The sequence below is a fragment of the Rosistilla oblonga genome, from assembly GCF_007751715.1.
Lineage (GTDB): Bacteria > Planctomycetota > Planctomycetia > Pirellulales > Pirellulaceae > Rosistilla > Rosistilla oblonga.
Genome location: NZ_CP036292.1, coordinates 2,612,638 through 2,627,395, shown reverse-complemented (window position 1 = coordinate 2,627,395; position 14,758 = coordinate 2,612,638). Strand labels below are relative to the sequence as shown.

General features: G+C 57.9%; 13 protein-coding genes. 11 read left to right on the top strand and 2 right to left on the bottom strand.

The features are described from left to right. The first annotated feature begins 1 nt into the window (after position 1). The 6 genes from CA51_RS09265 to CA51_RS09240 all read left to right on the top strand — a co-directional run bounded on the left by CA51_RS09265 (position 2) and on the right by CA51_RS09240 (position 6,382). Entirely contained in the window at positions 2-505 is a 504-nt protein-coding gene (locus CA51_RS09265; protein WP_145124092.1) for a sodium:proton antiporter, read from the top strand. Then, on the top strand, positions 502-1,983 hold the full coding sequence (locus CA51_RS09260; protein ID WP_231746089.1) for a monovalent cation/H+ antiporter subunit D family protein: 1,482 nt from the start codon (positions 502-504) through the stop codon (positions 1,981-1,983). Before CA51_RS09265 ends, CA51_RS09260 begins: the two co-directional genes overlap by 4 nt. Continuing rightward, entirely contained in the window at positions 1,983-3,476 is a 1,494-nt protein-coding gene (locus CA51_RS09255; RefSeq protein WP_145119891.1) for a proton-conducting transporter transmembrane domain-containing protein, read from the top strand. The genes CA51_RS09260 and CA51_RS09255 overlap by 1 nt, the downstream gene beginning before the upstream one ends. Continuing rightward, entirely contained in the window at positions 3,473-3,751 is a 279-nt protein-coding gene (locus CA51_RS09250) for a hypothetical protein (RefSeq protein WP_145119889.1), read from the top strand. The genes CA51_RS09255 and CA51_RS09250 overlap by 4 nt, the downstream gene beginning before the upstream one ends. Then, on the top strand, positions 3,735-5,444 hold the full coding sequence (locus CA51_RS09245; RefSeq protein WP_145119887.1) for a Na(+)/H(+) antiporter subunit D: 1,710 nt from the start codon (positions 3,735-3,737) through the stop codon (positions 5,442-5,444). The genes CA51_RS09250 and CA51_RS09245 overlap by 17 nt, the downstream gene beginning before the upstream one ends. 227 nt (positions 5,445-5,671) lie before the next feature. Beyond that, entirely contained in the window at positions 5,672-6,382 is a 711-nt protein-coding gene (locus CA51_RS09240) for a PH domain-containing protein (RefSeq protein WP_145119885.1), read from the top strand. A 171-nt stretch (positions 6,383-6,553) separates the two neighbouring features. On the opposite strand, the gene CA51_RS09235 is transcribed toward CA51_RS09240, so the two are convergent. Both CA51_RS09235 and CA51_RS09230 read right to left on the bottom strand, forming a co-directional pair. Next, positions 6,554-7,555 (bottom strand): hypothetical protein, encoded by a 1,002-nt coding sequence (locus CA51_RS09235; protein ID WP_145119883.1) that lies wholly within the window; start codon positions 7,553-7,555, stop codon positions 6,554-6,556. Positions 7,556-7,972: 417 nt separating this feature from the next. Then, complete coding sequence (locus tag CA51_RS09230; protein ID WP_145119881.1) at positions 7,973-9,679, bottom strand: alpha-keto acid decarboxylase family protein; 1,707 nt, start codon at positions 9,677-9,679, stop codon at positions 7,973-7,975. Between the two features lie 203 nt (positions 9,680-9,882). Between CA51_RS09230 and CA51_RS09225 the strand changes: the two genes are divergently transcribed. The 5 genes from CA51_RS09225 to CA51_RS09205 all read left to right on the top strand — a co-directional run bounded on the left by CA51_RS09225 (position 9,883) and on the right by CA51_RS09205 (position 14,626). Continuing rightward, on the top strand, positions 9,883-11,178 hold the full coding sequence (locus CA51_RS09225; protein WP_145119879.1) for a thymidine phosphorylase: 1,296 nt from the start codon (positions 9,883-9,885) through the stop codon (positions 11,176-11,178). Beyond that, the gene (locus CA51_RS09220; RefSeq protein ID WP_145119877.1) at positions 11,175-11,606 is read left to right on the top strand and encodes a cytidine deaminase; all 432 of its coding nucleotides are present in this window, start codon (positions 11,175-11,177) and stop codon (positions 11,604-11,606) included. Before CA51_RS09225 ends, CA51_RS09220 begins: the two co-directional genes overlap by 4 nt. Positions 11,607-11,867: 261 nt before the next feature. Then, on the top strand, positions 11,868-12,479 hold the full coding sequence (locus CA51_RS09215) for a hypothetical protein (RefSeq protein ID WP_145119875.1): 612 nt from the start codon (positions 11,868-11,870) through the stop codon (positions 12,477-12,479). Beyond that, the gene (locus CA51_RS09210; protein WP_197451706.1) at positions 12,457-13,248 is read left to right on the top strand and encodes a transposase; all 792 of its coding nucleotides are present in this window, start codon (positions 12,457-12,459) and stop codon (positions 13,246-13,248) included. Before CA51_RS09215 ends, CA51_RS09210 begins: the two co-directional genes overlap by 23 nt. A 202-nt stretch (positions 13,249-13,450) precedes the next feature. Continuing rightward, a complete protein-coding gene (locus CA51_RS09205) occupies positions 13,451-14,626 on the top strand; it encodes an aminotransferase class V-fold PLP-dependent enzyme (RefSeq protein WP_145119870.1) in 1,176 nt (391 codons plus the stop codon). The last annotated feature ends 132 nt before the right edge of the window (positions 14,627-14,758 follow it).

The window sequence follows — 14,758 nt, the reverse complement described above, 5'->3', positions numbered from 1 at the left end:
TATGGAACAAGTCGTCGGATTGTATAACTACTGGGTTGTCATCTTTTTGATGATGACCGGGTTCTATATGGTCATTGCCCGACGCAATTTGATGAAATCGATCATCGGCCTGAACATCTTCCAAACCTCGGTCTTCCTGTTGTACATCACGATGGGGAAGATCCACGGCGGCACCGCGCCGATCGTTCCTCCTCGGATCGTGCAGAACCACGCTCACGATGGACATGCCGACGGGGAAGCCGCCGGACACGCCGCCTCGCACGCGGCCGAAGTGGCTCACGCAACGGGCAAGAGTGTGGAAGAGGTGATCGAAGCGGGAGCGAGGATGTCGGGAGAAGTCGATGGGATCATCTACTCGAATCCCTTGCCGAGTGTTTTGATGCTGACGGCGATTGTGGTCGGTATCGCCACGACCGCACTGGCGCTGTCGTTGATCGTGCGTATCCGTGAAGACTACGGAACGATCGATGAGGAGAAGATTTTGGAAATGGATCGGCTGCCGTGATCGCTCAAAACCTGCCGGTCCTGCTGATCGTGGTACCGTTGATTGCAGCACCGCTGTGCGTGCTGATTGGAAATCGCAAGCTCGTTTATTTGCTGGCTCTCGCCGTCGCTTGCGCCGTCTTTGCGATGTCGGTTGGTCTGATGGCCGAGGTCGTTCGATCGGGTCCGATTCACTACAACATCGGCAATTGGGCGCCTCCCTACGGTATCGAATACGTCGTCGATGGACTCAGCGGATTTGTGCTGCTGTTTGTCTCTGCGATCGGTGTGGTCGTGCTGCTATACGCGCCGCCAAGCGTGGAAGCCGAGATCCCGGCGTCGAAGCACTATCTGTTTTACGCAACCTATCTGTTGTGCCTGACCGGATTGTTGGGGATCTGCATCACCGGCGATCTGTTTAACGTTTTTGTCTTCTTAGAGATCTCGTCGCTGTCGTCGTACGCATTGATCAGTCTGGGGCGAACCCGCCGCGCGCCGTTGGCCGCTCTTCAGTATTTGATCATGGGAACCGTGGGGGCCACGTTTATTCTGATCGGAATCGGGCTGATCTATCAGATGACCGGCACGTTGAATATGGCCGACATCGCCCAGCGGTTGCCGGTTGGTTTGCAAACGCGAACCGGGTTGGTGGCGTTTGCGTTTTTAACGATCGGGCTGTGCATCAAGATGGCGGTCTTTCCGCTGCACACTTGGCTGCCCGGAGCGTACACCTACGCCCCTTCGGTTGTCACCTGTTTCATCGCCGCAACGGCGACCAAGGTCTCGGTCTACACATTTATTCGCATCGTCTTTGGAATCATCTCACCGCAGTTTGCGTTTGTCGAATTGCCGTTGGCCAAGGGGCTGATGATGATGGCGATCGTCGGCATCTTCGCCGCCTCGCTCGCTGCGATCTATCAACAAGATGTCAAACGCATCCTCGCTTTCTCCAGCATCGCCCAAGTCGGATACATGTTGTTGGGGATCAGTATCAGCAACGAAGCGGGACTGTCCGCCGGGATCGTTCACATGTTTAACCATGCGATCATCAAAGGTGGTCTGTTTATGGTCGTCGGTTGCTTTACACTGCGATTGGGTTCGAGCCAATTGAGCGACTGGCGAGGCGCCGGGCGGACGATGCCTTGGACCGCGCTGGCCTGGACCGTCGGCGGCCTCGGTTTGATCGGCGTCCCCGTGACCGCCGGCTTTGTCAGCAAGTGGATGCTGTTGACGGCGGTCATCGATTCGGGAGCCTGGCCGGTCGGCATCTTGATGCTGCTGAGTTCCCTGTTGGCGTTGCTTTATATCTGGCGAGTCGTCGAGACGCTGTACTTTAACGAGCCGACGGAGATCGCGGGCCAAGCGACCGAACCGCCGCTGCGAATGTTGATTCCGACCTATCTGGTGATTGGATCGACATTGGTCTTTGGCGTTTGGACCGTCTATTCGGCCGGCTTGGCTCAATTTGCTGCGATCGGTTTGTTGGGAGGAACACCCTGATGACTCCTGAAAACCTTCTGATCCTGGCGATGGGATTGCCGTTGATCGGCGTCGGCCTGGTCTTCCTGGTTGGCAAGCTGCCGAACGTGCGCGAAGCCGCTTCGCTGACGATCGCGATCGCGCTGTTTGGCATCACCTGCCTGTTGGCATCACACGTTTTTGCCGGCGGACGTCCCGAGTGGCATATCGGTGAAATGATCCCTGGGTTCGAGATCGCTTTTGCGGTCGAACCGTTGGGGATGCTGTTCGCCTTGGTCGCGTCGGGGCTTTGGATTTTGACGACCGTTTATGCCGCGGGCTACATGCGTGGCAACCACGAATCGCACCAGACGCGGTTCTTCGCCTGCTTTGCCGCGGCGATCTTCGCAGCTTTGGCAGCCGCCTTTTCCGCGAACCTGTTCACGCTGTTCGTCGCTTACGAAATCATGACGATCTCCACCTATCCGTTGGTCACGCACCACGGCACCCGCGAGGCTCGCAACGGAGGCCGCGTCTACTTGGGGATCCTGCTTTCGACTTCGGTTGCGTTCTTTATGTTCGCGATCGCTTGGACGTCGAACATCGCCGGCACACTCGACTTTCGATTGGGTGGGATCCTTGCCGAGCCCTTGGCCGATGGGAAGATCACCGAAACACAACTCGGCGTTTTGCTGGGGCTGTTTGCGTTTGGAATCGGCAAAGCTGCCTTGATGCCGTTCCACCGCTGGCTACCAGCGGCGATGGTCGCACCCACGCCCGTCAGTGCTCTGCTGCACGCGGTGGCTGTCGTGAAAGTCGGCGTCTTTTCGGTCCTTAAAGTCGCCGTCTTCATCTTCGGTATCGACCTGTTACGAACGACGGGCGTCAGCATCTGGCTAGCCTATGTCGCCGCGGGGACGCTGGTGACCGCTTCGCTCGTCGCGATGACGAAGGACAGCCTGAAGGCTCGGCTTGCCTATTCGACGATCAGCCAACTGGCGTACATCTCGTTGGGAGCCGCGTTGGCGACGCCCGCGAGCGTGATCGGCGGTGGGATGCACATCGCGATGCACGCCGTCGGCAAGATCACCTTGTTCTTTTGTGCCGGTGCGATTTACGTGGCGACGCATAAAAAGAACATCAGCGAAATGCAGGGACTGGGGCGGCAGATGCCCTTCACGTTTGCATCTTTCCTGATCGCATCGCTCAGCATTATCGGCCTGCCTCCTGGTGGTGGCGTCTGGAGCAAATGGTTCCTGGCGGTTGGCACTGTCGAAACGCAGCACTATCTGTTGACCGCTGCGCTGATGGTCAGCTCGCTGTTGAACATCGCCTATCTGATTCCCATTCCGATCCGCGCCTTCATGGCTCCCCAGGAAACGACAGCCGATCCGCACGCTGCCCCCTCAGGGATTCAAGAGGCTCCGTGGATGTGCGTCGTGCCGCTGTGCCTGACCGCGGCGCTTAGCATCGTGCTGTTTTTCACCGCCGGTTCGATTTACGAAGTCTTGCTGCCGCTGGTCTCATCGCAATGAATGCCTCCAAACATAAATCCAAACGAGTGACCGATCCGCCCAGCTGGTTCGAACAGCCGCGGAACATCAACGCGATGATCGCCGGATTGGTGATCGTTTGCGGATTGTTGGTTGTCGCCGATCTGTTCTACACCAATCCGCATCCGCACTTCGACCTCGAGACCTCGTTTGGATTCCAAGCTTGGTTCGGCTTCGTCTCCTTTGTCGTGATCGTTTTCCTGGGCCGCATCCTGCGAATGATCGTGGGCCGCAAGGAGGATTATTATGATCGCTAATCTGCCTCCTGGCTTGGTCATGATTCTCGGGGCCCTCGTGTTGCCCTTTGTCGCTCGTCGGCTGCAAGCCTACGGCGTCTTGGCCCTTTCGGTGATCAGCCTTGCCCTGTTTTTGATCACGCCCGCCGGTGAACATGGCAACATCACGCTGTTCGGCATGACCTTGAATATGGTCCGGATCGATTCGCTGAGCCGGATCTTTGGGATCGTGTTTCATATTGCCGCGATCGTGTCGTCGATCTACGCGCTGCATGTCCGGGATCCGCGACAGCATATCGCCGCGTTGGTCTACGCTGGCGGAGCGATCGGCGCCTGTTGCGCTGGCGACCTGATCACGCTGTTCGTGTTCTGGGAACTGACAGCGCTGTCGAGCGTCTTTCTGATCTGGGCTAGCGACAGCGAGCGATCGTATCGCAGCGGAATGCGTTACCTGATCATTCAAGTCGCCTCGGGCGTGCTGCTGTTATCTGGAGCGATCATCCACTACGTGCAATCCGGCAGCTTGACGTTCGCCAGTTTTGTCGTCGAAGGGGAACCGTTGGGACTCGCAGCGACCTTGATCCTGCTGGCTCTAGGTATCAAATGCGCCTTCCCGCTGCTGCACAATTGGTTGCAAGATTCTTACCCCGAAGCGACAGCGACGGGGACGGTTTTTCTGAGTGCGTTTACGACGAAGCTGGCCGTTTATTCATTGATCCGCGGTTTTGCGGGGCTCGATCTTTTGATCCCGATCGGCTGCGCGATGACGCTCTTCCCGATCGTATTTGCAGTGATCGAAAACGATCTTCGCCGCGTCCTCGCCTACAGTCTGAACAACCAATTGGGGTTCATGGTCGTCGGCGTTGGGATCGGAACCGAACTAGCGATCAACGGCACGGTGGCTCACGCGTTCTGTCACATCATCTACAAATCGCTGCTGTTCATGTCGATGGGAGCTGTGCTGTATCGCGTCGGCACGACGAAGGCTACCGAGTTGGGTGGGCTCCACAAATCGATGCCTTGGACGACGCTCTTCTGCATCATCGGTGCCGGAGCGATCTCGGGGTTCCCGTTGCTGAGCGGATTTATCAGCAAATCGATGATCATCTCCGCCGCCGCCGAACAGCATCAGTTCTGGGTTTGGATCGTGCTGCTGATCGCATCGGCGGGCGTGATGGAGCACTCGGGAATCAAGATCCCCTTCTTCGCTTTCTTCGCTCACGATTCGGGCAAGCGAGTGGAAGAGGCACCTTGGAATATGCTGACCGCGATGGCGATCGCCGCCTTCTTCTGCGTCGGCTTGGGAATCGCTTATCCGCTGCTGTACCGGATGCTCCCCTACGCGGTCGACTACCATCCCTACACCGTGACGCATGTGGTCACGCAGATGCAGTTGTTGTTGTTCGCACTGCTGGCCTTTGTCGTGTTGATGAAGTCGGGGCTGTATCCCGCCGAACAGCGGTCGACGAATCTCGACACCGACTGGATCTACCGCCGCTTGTTGCCCGCCTGCATCCGCGGCTTGCGAACTGTTTACGATGTCGTCAACGACGCATTCCGCAGCGACATGGTGGTGATCGTCCACGGCATCATGGACTTCACTCGAGCGACGTTCAACGAAAACGGCATCTTGGGCCGCACCTGGTCCAGCAGCACAATGACCCTCTGGGCCACCCTGCTGCTAGCCGTCTGTCTGCTGCTGTATTATCTGTAAGTGATGAGAAGCATGCGGTATCCAATGAGGTCCGCGTCTTATTGCGGCCAAGCGGAGGCTCACGCGTTTCTTTAATTGAGAGCAGTGACCGGCGAAACATATCACGTCTATGACCGCTGAATCGTAGCGGTACTGAGCATCCGCCGCTTTGCCCAATCTTGAAGCTATCGTAAAACCGAGTAGGATAGCAGTTTCGAAAGCACACTACGCAAATTGGGTGACGTTGAATGGCCAAAGAATGGTTTATTCGTCAGGGTGGAAAAAGTTTTGGTCCCTATAGATCAGATAAATTGAAGTTACTTGCGTCTGAAGGTCGCATCGAATCCACAGCTCAAGTTGCAAACGACAAATCAGGGCCGTGGCATCCGGTCACTCGGTTGACGAGTCTTAAATTGAAGAATCAGGCTGCCACCAACGTCATGCCTGAACTGCCACCGCAGATCCCTGAGCCAGCACCTCCTTTTGTGCCTGAAGCGATCACGTCGAATGCGACACAGAATATTTCGCGTGGCGAAGAGGAGTTGTGGAAGGGCCGCCCGTCCCAGATCACGAATATAAAATCGTACATCATGTGCGCCCTGTTCTGCTGGCTCATTGTCCCAATTTTCGTCGCGATTTGGAGATACTTGGTCGTAAACTCTATTCGGTACGAACTGACGAATCAGAGGTTCAGGGTTTCGTGGGGCGTATTGTCTCGGCACATGAACGAACTGGAGTTGTATCGAGTGAAAGACATTGGCTTTTCTCAGACGTTTTTCCAGAGACTTACGGGCCTTGCGACGATTTCGATTACGTCGTCTGATAGTTCGACGCCATATACATCCATCGAAAGTATCCCTGCAACCCGGGCTAAGATGGTTCGTGAAAGATTGAGAACGGTCGTTGAAGAATTGCGTGATCGTAAACGTGTTCGAGAGGTGGACTACGCTTCACATTAGTCTTCAGTTTCGACCGTTGTAATGGCGGTGAAGTTTCGCCCACGCAGTCTCGTGGAATTTGGATACGTCGACAACAACTGAGAACTACAGCGAATCGCCCGACGACGCCCGTGCACGCGAATGGTGCAGCGGGCGTCATGTGGTTGCAATTGTTGATTGCGTCGGTCCGGATTAACGATCGCGACCGATCGCTCCGCCAACTTCAGCTCCGATTCGACTGCCGGCACGGCCGCCGATCGCCTCGCCTGCTTCTGCACCGATCGATGCTCCAGTGCGAGCTCCTGTGCTGGAACGTCCGTTGTTGCGATCGTTCCAATAGCCTTGGTGGCGTTGGCCGTAGCCATCATCCCAGACGCGGTCGTTCCACTGCGAATCGTTCATGTAGCGATCGCCATCGCGGCGGTATCGGCGGCCGTCGCGGTCGAAGTAGTAGGGACCATCGAACTCGCCTTGGTTATTGGCATCGCCGCGGTAGCCCATACGATGTCGTGGTTGATGTCCGTCGTCGTGTCCCGCTTGGCGGCGTGGGTTCAGGTAGCGGTTGTTGGTGTAGTCGAACCAGCGACCATCATCCCAGTAGGCCCAGCGACCGTTGCCGCGATCACCCAACCAATACCACCAGCGATCGTTGTGTTGACGGAAACGCCACTTGTCGTTGGCATCGTTATTCGCTTGAGCGTTTGCGTTGGCATCGGCTTGCGATTCGGCGTCTCCCGAAAGTGCCGCGTCGCCTTGCAGTAGTGCCTGCGAATCGCGAGTCTGCTGCGACTGCAGATCGGCTTGAGGATTGATTCCCGCATCGGCATCGACTCCAGCGGGTCGGTTGCCATTCTCATCGACGCCTACACCTAGCGGAGTGTTCGTTCCGGTCTGAACATCGGCAGCCGTCGGCCCATCGCCTTGGACCTGAGCCTTCGTGTCAGTATCCGCGTCGACGTTCGCCTTTGCTTCGACATCGGCATCAACGTCCAGATCGGCCTGCGCTTCGGCTGCTGGCTGATTCGGCACTGCCGCTTCCGCAGCGTCACCGATCTCCTGCCCCAGCTCGGCAGCCGCCTCGCCGGTCGCATTCAACGCCCCGTCGACGGCGTCGCCAACATCCTGAGCCTTCGCGGCTTGGAATCCAAATAAACTTGCAGCCAATGCGGCGGTGCAAAATGTAGTTCGTCTCATCGCAAATTTCTCCGTACCAAATCAGTCGGGGGAATGGGGCCGCGGATCGCGTCGGACCCACCCGAGTTCGACATCGCAGCCCATCGTAATGTTTGGCTAAATGGCACATCGCGTGCCAACCAAAAACGCAACGCGGCTCTAAGCCCGATCGATATGGAGAGAGCCACATGCAATAAAAGAAAAGCGGTCGGCCCCGTCGATGTTGCGGAGCAGTTGCAGATAAAACAGCAACCACCGGTCAGGCGTATGATCGGTCAGCTTGGTTGCCCAGCCGTCACTGCGACTCGCTCGAGAACAGCGCCGTCGTGTCGCAATGGCTGATCGGAGAGGGGGCTTCGATCTGTGATCGGTAACCAGCGAGATCCAGCCGAACCGTGACTGGCTGGGCTCTCGCAAAAGACGACTATTGAAACCGGCTTATCGACCGGCAACCTTTTCGCCCATTCGTTGTCCCAAACGTTTCAGCGTTTCGCTGGCGTCGTTTTCCACCAGCCGGGCTTGGATGATCGTCGGCTGGGATCGATCGTCCCAAGCGGCCGACAGCGCCGCGTCGAATTCCGCTTCGGTGTCGACCAAAAATCCTTTACCGCCACCGAGCAGTTCGGGCATCTTGTGATAGGCCCACGGCTGGATCTCGTTGTATTCCCAGTCGCCCGCTTGCAGATAGCGTTCGGTTCCATAACCGTGGTTGTCCAAGACGATCACGATCGGGCTGCACCCATTGCGGACCAAGGTCGACAATTCGCAGCCGGTCATCTGAAACGCGCCGTCGCCAACCAATACGACCACGCGATGGTCGGGCCTCGCCGCCGCGGCACCAACCGCTGCCGGAACGCTAAAGCCCATCGAAGTGTAATAGGCGGGACTGAGGAATTCGCCGCGATCGTGAGTCACCAATTCAGTCGCCGCAAAAAGTGCGTCTCCGACGTCGGCGATCACAACGGTATCGAGATCCAAACAGGTGTTCAGTCGCGACATCAAGCGGCTGATCCGCAGCGGTGCTGTCGGTTCGATCTCAAACGGTTCGCGGTCTCGATGGAAGGTGATCGCATCGGGAATCGTTCGCGTCGTCGGCTTCAGGTCCAAGGAGTTCAGCCGGTCGAGGAACTCGCCCAGCGCGACGTTATGAAAATGGTGATGCGAGATCTGCAACGCTTCGCTGGTCGCGTAGACACATTTGTCGAGATCGAGATTGGCGGTGTAGATGCCAAGATTGATGTCGGTCATAAAGGTGCCCAACAGCAGAATCAGATCGCTCTGTTCGACAAACTCGGTCACTTCGTTGCGGCCGATCGCCCCTTCGTACAATCCGACAAACAACGGATGGTGTTCGCTGATCACACTTTTACCAAGGATCGTCGTGGCGATCGGGATCTGCATCCTTTCCGCCAATTCGACCAATTGGTTCTGCAATCCGAATCGATGCAGTTCGACACCGGCGACGATCACGGGACGCTCCGCAGCGGCGATCCGCTGCGCCGTTTCGGCGGCGGCTTCGTCGATCGCTTTGACGTCGGGCTCCCACGTCGGCTGGCGGAACGAATGCGTGATCGGCGGGACGGCGTGGACCATGTCGCGCGGCAGTTCGATATAGACCGGTCGCTTGAAGCGGTCGGCGGCATCGAGCGCCCGATCGATGTCGGCAAAGGCGGTCAATGGATCGGTCAACTCCAGTGCATCGATCGTCACCTTTTGGAAGACTTCCAATTGGGTGCGGAAGTCGCGGACCTTGTGGTGCAGCAGCGGATTGTTCTTCCGCTCGTTCATCCCCGGTGCTCCGGAGATCACGACGACCGGCGACTTTTCGGCATACGCACCGGCGATGCTGTTACAGACGCTCAGTCCGCCGACCGAATAGGTCACGCAGACAGCGCCCATGCCGTGCAGTCGGGCGTACGCATCCGCGGCGTATCCGGCGCAGTCCTCTCGCGTGCAGCCGATCACCTTCAAGCGACTCTGTTCCAGCATGCTGTAGAACGACAGGACGTAGTCGCCGGGGATCCCAAACAGATGTTCGATTCCATAATCGCTGAGTCGTCGGATCAAATATTCCCCGATCGACAGGTTGGCCATCGGTCGCCGTGACTCCGCCGCTCCGTTGTGATTGGACTCCGCTTTTGACATCGTTGTACCAGCCTTTCGGTTTTCGAGAAGAGACGATCCCTGGAGTGCATTTTATGCCACTCGCAATGTGGAGGACAATCTTTTGGGGGCCGCCAACACGCTTGGCGTTCGTTTCTCAGCGTGCGAAACGAACGCGAAGCGTGGTATAACGGGTGCTGGACAGGCTGCTGAATCGAGTCGATTTTACGAATGGAGGCAATGGATTGATCCCCGCAGTATTGATCGCGAAGAAACGCGATGGACATCCGTTGAACGACGCCGAGATCACTTGGTTCATTGAGGCCTTCATGCGCGGTGAGGTCTCCGATCCGCAGATGTCGGCGATGGCGATGGCGATCTGTTTGCGAGGCATGACGCCGCAGGAGATCTCGGCGTTGACGGCGGCGATGTTGGCCAGTGGCGAAACCTTGCCACGCGACTCTTCAAGCGTTCCGCGAGTCGACAAGCACAGCACCGGCGGTTTGGGAGACAAGGTTTCCTTGATCCTCGCTCCGTTGTTGGCCTGCTGCGACGTGCAGGTTCCGATGATCAGCGGCCGCGGGTTGGGCCTGACCGGCGGCACGTTGGATAAACTCGAATCGATCCCCGGGTTCTGCTGCAACTTCGATCTCGATCAATCCGCCCTTCTTCTGAAGGAGGTCGGCTGCCATATCGTTAGCGCCAGCGAGCGGTTGGCGCCGGCCGATCGCCGACTGTACAGTCTGCGCGATGTCACGGGGACTGTCGAATCGGCGGCGTTGATCACGGCTAGCATCTTGAGCAAGAAGCTGGCAGCGTCGTTGGACGCGTTGGTGATGGATGTCAAAGTTGGTTCGGGGGCGTTTATGAAATCGCAAGCCGATGCCATGCGACTGGCGAACTCGCTGGTCGAGACCGGCCGCGAAATGCAGCTGCCGGTGACGGCGTTGATGACCGATATGGATCAACCGCTGGGCCGCGCTGTCGGCAACGCGTTGGAGGTGAACGAAGTCCTCGACCTGTTGCGAGGCGAGGGGCCGCGGGAAGTTCGCGAACTGACGCTTCAGTTATCGGCTGAAGCCTTGCTCGCCGCGAAGGCCTGCGAATCGCGCGACCAGGCCCTGTTGCGTCTGCAACGCGTTTGGGATGATGGTTCGGCGATGGAGCGATTTGAAAAGATGATCGCCGCACAAGGTGGCCGGATCTCCGGCCATCTGCCCGTCGCAGCAAAGCACCCGATCGTAACGCAGCGGGCGGGATTTGTCAGCGCGATCGAGTGCTCGACGATCGGCCAATGCGTGGTCGAACTGGGAGGCGGACGTCGCAGCACCGGCGACTCGATCGATCCGGCGGTTGGTGTGCAAGTCGACGTCGCGATCGGCGAACGGATCGAATCGGGGCAACCACTCGGCTTCGTCTTCTGCAGCGATGACCAAGCCGAACGCTGGACGAAGGAACTGCAGCAGGCATTTATCATCGCCGATGAAGTTGTCGCGCCGCGGCCATTGATCATTCAACGCATCGAATCGAAGAAACCATGAATCCTAACGACGCTAAGCCTGCCGCCGAAGATCCCGATCCGCTGACTCCGTTGATCGACGTCGCTTGCGACGTCCGCCAACAAGCGTATGCACCGTACAGCAACTTCCAAGTCGGTGCGGCTCTGCTGGCCGAATCGGGAGCGATCTACCGAGGTTGCAACGTCGAAAACGTTTCGTTTGGACTGACCCTTTGCGCCGAGCGAACGGCCGCTAGCGCTGCGGTCGCCGCGGGCGAACGCGCATTCAAAACCTTGGTGCTGGTAACAACCGGCAGCGTCTCGCCGTGTGGCGCCTGCCGACAGTTCCTGATCGAATTTGGTGCGGCGTTGGAAATCGTGCTGGTCGAAGCGTCGACCCGCCAAATCACCCAGCGGATTTCATTGAGCGAGCTGTTGCCGAATCAGTTCAGCAATTTTCGCGAGGGGTAAGTGCCATTGTTGGCGGTCACACAAGCTCGATCGAGAGCAGTCGTTTAACCGCGGTGGCAACGCCCCGCGCTACCTGGAGCCCCAACGCGCGGCCCGATGGGCACGCGGTTAAACGAAGTTGGGGGATGGCAATACTAGCACGACGCGCAAGTTTTGATGTTGCGCGTTGATGGGGTTGCTAGCGAAAATTGGTATTGCAGAAAGAGGTGAGACATCCTGAGTTTGTGAGTTACCACACAAACAAAGCCCAGGAGCTCACCGATGGCAATCATGGAAGATTCCCTCCCCGCGATCAAGTCGTTTCTGCCGAACACGCAGGTTTCTGCTCACTTTCGAAGTATGCTGCTGCGATTCTTAATCGCTATTCTTACGCGGCACGGTCGAAACTCGTGCATGTCTGCTGCCTCCGCCATCGAGGGAAAACCGCGGCATCGGGCACAACCCGGACGCTTCCTTAAACGGTACCGGCAGGCGATCGCCGATTTGCTCGCGGCGATAACCCTAAAGATGCTTCGTGATCAGGATTGGAACGGCCGCTATCTCCTGCTGCTCGATTCAACGCTCGTCGCCACTGCCGGCCAGACCATCGAAAACACCTTCAGCACCGGTAACTCCAAGCGACGACCAGCCAAGAATCGCCGCTACACCAAGTACAAGTATCAACGAAAGAGTTGCCACTGTTTCGTGTTCGCATTGCTGCTGCCCCCCGATGGACTACGAGTACCGATGTGGCTGCCGTACTACACCAAGCCTTATGCGAAGGCCCACAAGATCAAACATCGGACGCAGGCGCAGCTTGCGGCGCAGTTGATTTGCGACGCGCAGGTACCCGCCGGCATCGAACTGACTTGTGCTCGGAGACACCGCATTTGACGCCAAATGCGTGCGTGCGGCTTGCCAGGAGCGAGGCTATTTCTGGATCGTTCCGGTCAACACCAATCGCGTCTTCTCTGCAAAGAAGCACGGCAAGCGGCCTCGTGTGAGTTTGCGAATCGAACAACTTCCTGCATCACGTTTCCAAACCATTCGTCTTTCGATCGGTTCGGGGCCTTACGCTGCTCAGCGTCGAGCCTCCTGCCACCGAACGGCACTCCGCCGCGACGGGACGAAGTCAACTCGGACGTATCACGTCCACAGCGAGAGAAGCGAGGTCCACAATGTGGGCATGGTCATGCTCGTCTTTTCCTCGAGTAAGCCGATTGGCAAAAAGATTCAACGTGAAGGGACGAAGTTGTTGATGACCAATGCAAAGCACTTGTCGGCTCGGCAGGTGTGTGAGCTGTACAGTCTACGTTGGCAGATCGAGTTGTTCTTTAAAGAACTCAAGAGCACGCTGGGAATGAACCAGTACAGCTTCAAAGATTTCGAGGCGGTCGAGAGCTGGATGGGGATCGTCTTGATCACGTTCTGCTATCTGGAATGGACTCGTCGCCGCAAGCTGGCTGATCGCCGAATCGACGATCGGCAGCGCAAATGCTGGAAGCACGCTCGCAGCTACACCGTCCGCGAGGCGTTGTTGTTAGGCATTCGCTATCGCGAGCACCAGTGGCATCTGCGACGGCTAAAAACCAACCACGGCCTCCGCACACTGAGGAAACGCTACACTGAGCTTTTATCCCAGGAATACCGGTGCCTCGCCTGACTAAAGCATCCATCGGCGCAACATCAAAAAGCGCAAGCGAGTGTTCCGGGTGAAATCACTCGCTCGCGCTTCGTGCTAGTATGGTCGCCTTTCGCTCCGCGAAAGTGCGTACCCTGATTTTTCTTTCCGTCCGCACTTTCGCGGAGCGAAAGGCGACCATCTGCGACCATCTTGGATTCGGACCGATTCAGAAAGGAACACCATGAACGATAGCGCGACCGGGCAACATCGCCGCGAGCATTGGCAATTGAATCCGGCGATCGACTTCCTCAACCACGGTTCTTTTGGTGCAACACCGACCGTGGTCCTGGAAGCCCAACGTCGATTCCGCGACGCGATGGAAAGCGATCCGATCGAGTTCCTTGCTCCCGAACGCGAACTGCTGCCCAAGTTGGATCGTGTTCGCGAAGTAATCGCACAGCTTGTGAATGCCGACGCACGCGACATCGCCTGGGTCCGCAACGCCACCGACGGCGTCAACGCGGTCGTGCAATCGTTCCCCCTGAAACCGGGCGACAACGTCGTCGTGACCGATCACGGTTACAACGCGTGCAGCAACGCCGTTCGCTACGCCGCCGAGCGCTGCGGCGCGGAGGTGCGAGTGGCTGAGATCCCGTTTCCGATCGCAAGTCCCGACGAAGTCGTTGACGCGATCGGGCGGACGATCGACGACGCCACACGGTTGCTTTTGATCGACCACGTTACAAGTCCGACCGGCTTGGTCTTCCCGATCGAAGCGATCGCCGACGTCGCCCGCCGACGCGGCGTGCGTGTGCTTGTCGACGGCGCTCACGCACCGGGAATGCTCGCGATCGATCTGCCGCGACTCGGCGTCGACTATTACACCGCCAATCACCACAAATGGCTCTGCGCGCCAAAGACCTCCGGATTTTTGTGGGTCAAGCCAGAGCTGCAGGCACAGGTGCGGCCGACGGTGATCAGCCATGCTGCCAACCGTGCGATCGATGGCCGCTCGCGCTTCATCAGCGAATTCGATTGGACCGGCACGTTTGATCCCTCGCCGTTGTTGGCGGTTCCCGCCGCGATCGAGTTCCTCGACTCGCTGTTTCCCGGCGGGATCGCGGAACTGATGCAGTCGAACCATCGCATGGCATTGCAGTCGCGCGATCGATTGTGTGCGGCGCTCGACATCGAACCGCCAGCTCCCGATGCGATGCTCGGCAGCTTGGTCGCGTTGCCGCTGCCCATCTCGGACGCTCCGCTGCAAAAAATTCTCCGCGATCAACACGGCTTCGAATTCCCGATCTATCCCGGCCCCAAACCCGACACGCGTCTGATGCGAGTTTCGTTGCAAGCCTACAACGACGTCGAGCAGATCGATCGCCTAGCCGATCTGCTGCCGAAGCTGCTGGTGTGAAAGTACGATCCCGATCGTTCAACCGCGGTGGCAACGCCCCGCGCGGCCCTATCGAACTCTCGAAGCGCGCGGCCCGATGGGCACGCGGTTAAACGAGTTCGCACGCCGACACAATCGTTTAACCACGGTGGC

What these genes read in the sequence shown, in the direction of transcription:
- CA51_RS09230 (WP_145119881.1), bottom strand. Translation starts at nt 9,679, where the DNA reads ATGTCAAAAGCGGAGTCCAATCACAACGGAGCGGCGGAGTCACGGCGA.
- CA51_RS09255 (WP_145119891.1), top strand. Translation starts at nt 1,983, where the DNA reads ATGACTCCTGAAAACCTTCTGATCCTGGCGATGGGATTGCCGTTGATC.
- CA51_RS09215 (WP_145119875.1), top strand. Translation starts at nt 11,868, where the DNA reads ATGGCAATCATGGAAGATTCCCTCCCCGCGATCAAGTCGTTTCTGCCG.
- CA51_RS09205 (WP_145119870.1), top strand. Translation starts at nt 13,451, where the DNA reads ATGAACGATAGCGCGACCGGGCAACATCGCCGCGAGCATTGGCAATTG.
- CA51_RS09265 (WP_145124092.1), top strand. Translation starts at nt 2, where the DNA reads ATGGAACAAGTCGTCGGATTGTATAACTACTGGGTTGTCATCTTTTTG.
- CA51_RS09235 (WP_145119883.1), bottom strand. Translation starts at nt 7,555, where the DNA reads ATGAGACGAACTACATTTTGCACCGCCGCATTGGCTGCAAGTTTATTT.
- CA51_RS09240 (WP_145119885.1), top strand. Translation starts at nt 5,672, where the DNA reads ATGGCCAAAGAATGGTTTATTCGTCAGGGTGGAAAAAGTTTTGGTCCC.
- CA51_RS09250 (WP_145119889.1), top strand. Translation starts at nt 3,473, where the DNA reads ATGAATGCCTCCAAACATAAATCCAAACGAGTGACCGATCCGCCCAGC.
- CA51_RS09220 (WP_145119877.1), top strand. Translation starts at nt 11,175, where the DNA reads ATGAATCCTAACGACGCTAAGCCTGCCGCCGAAGATCCCGATCCGCTG.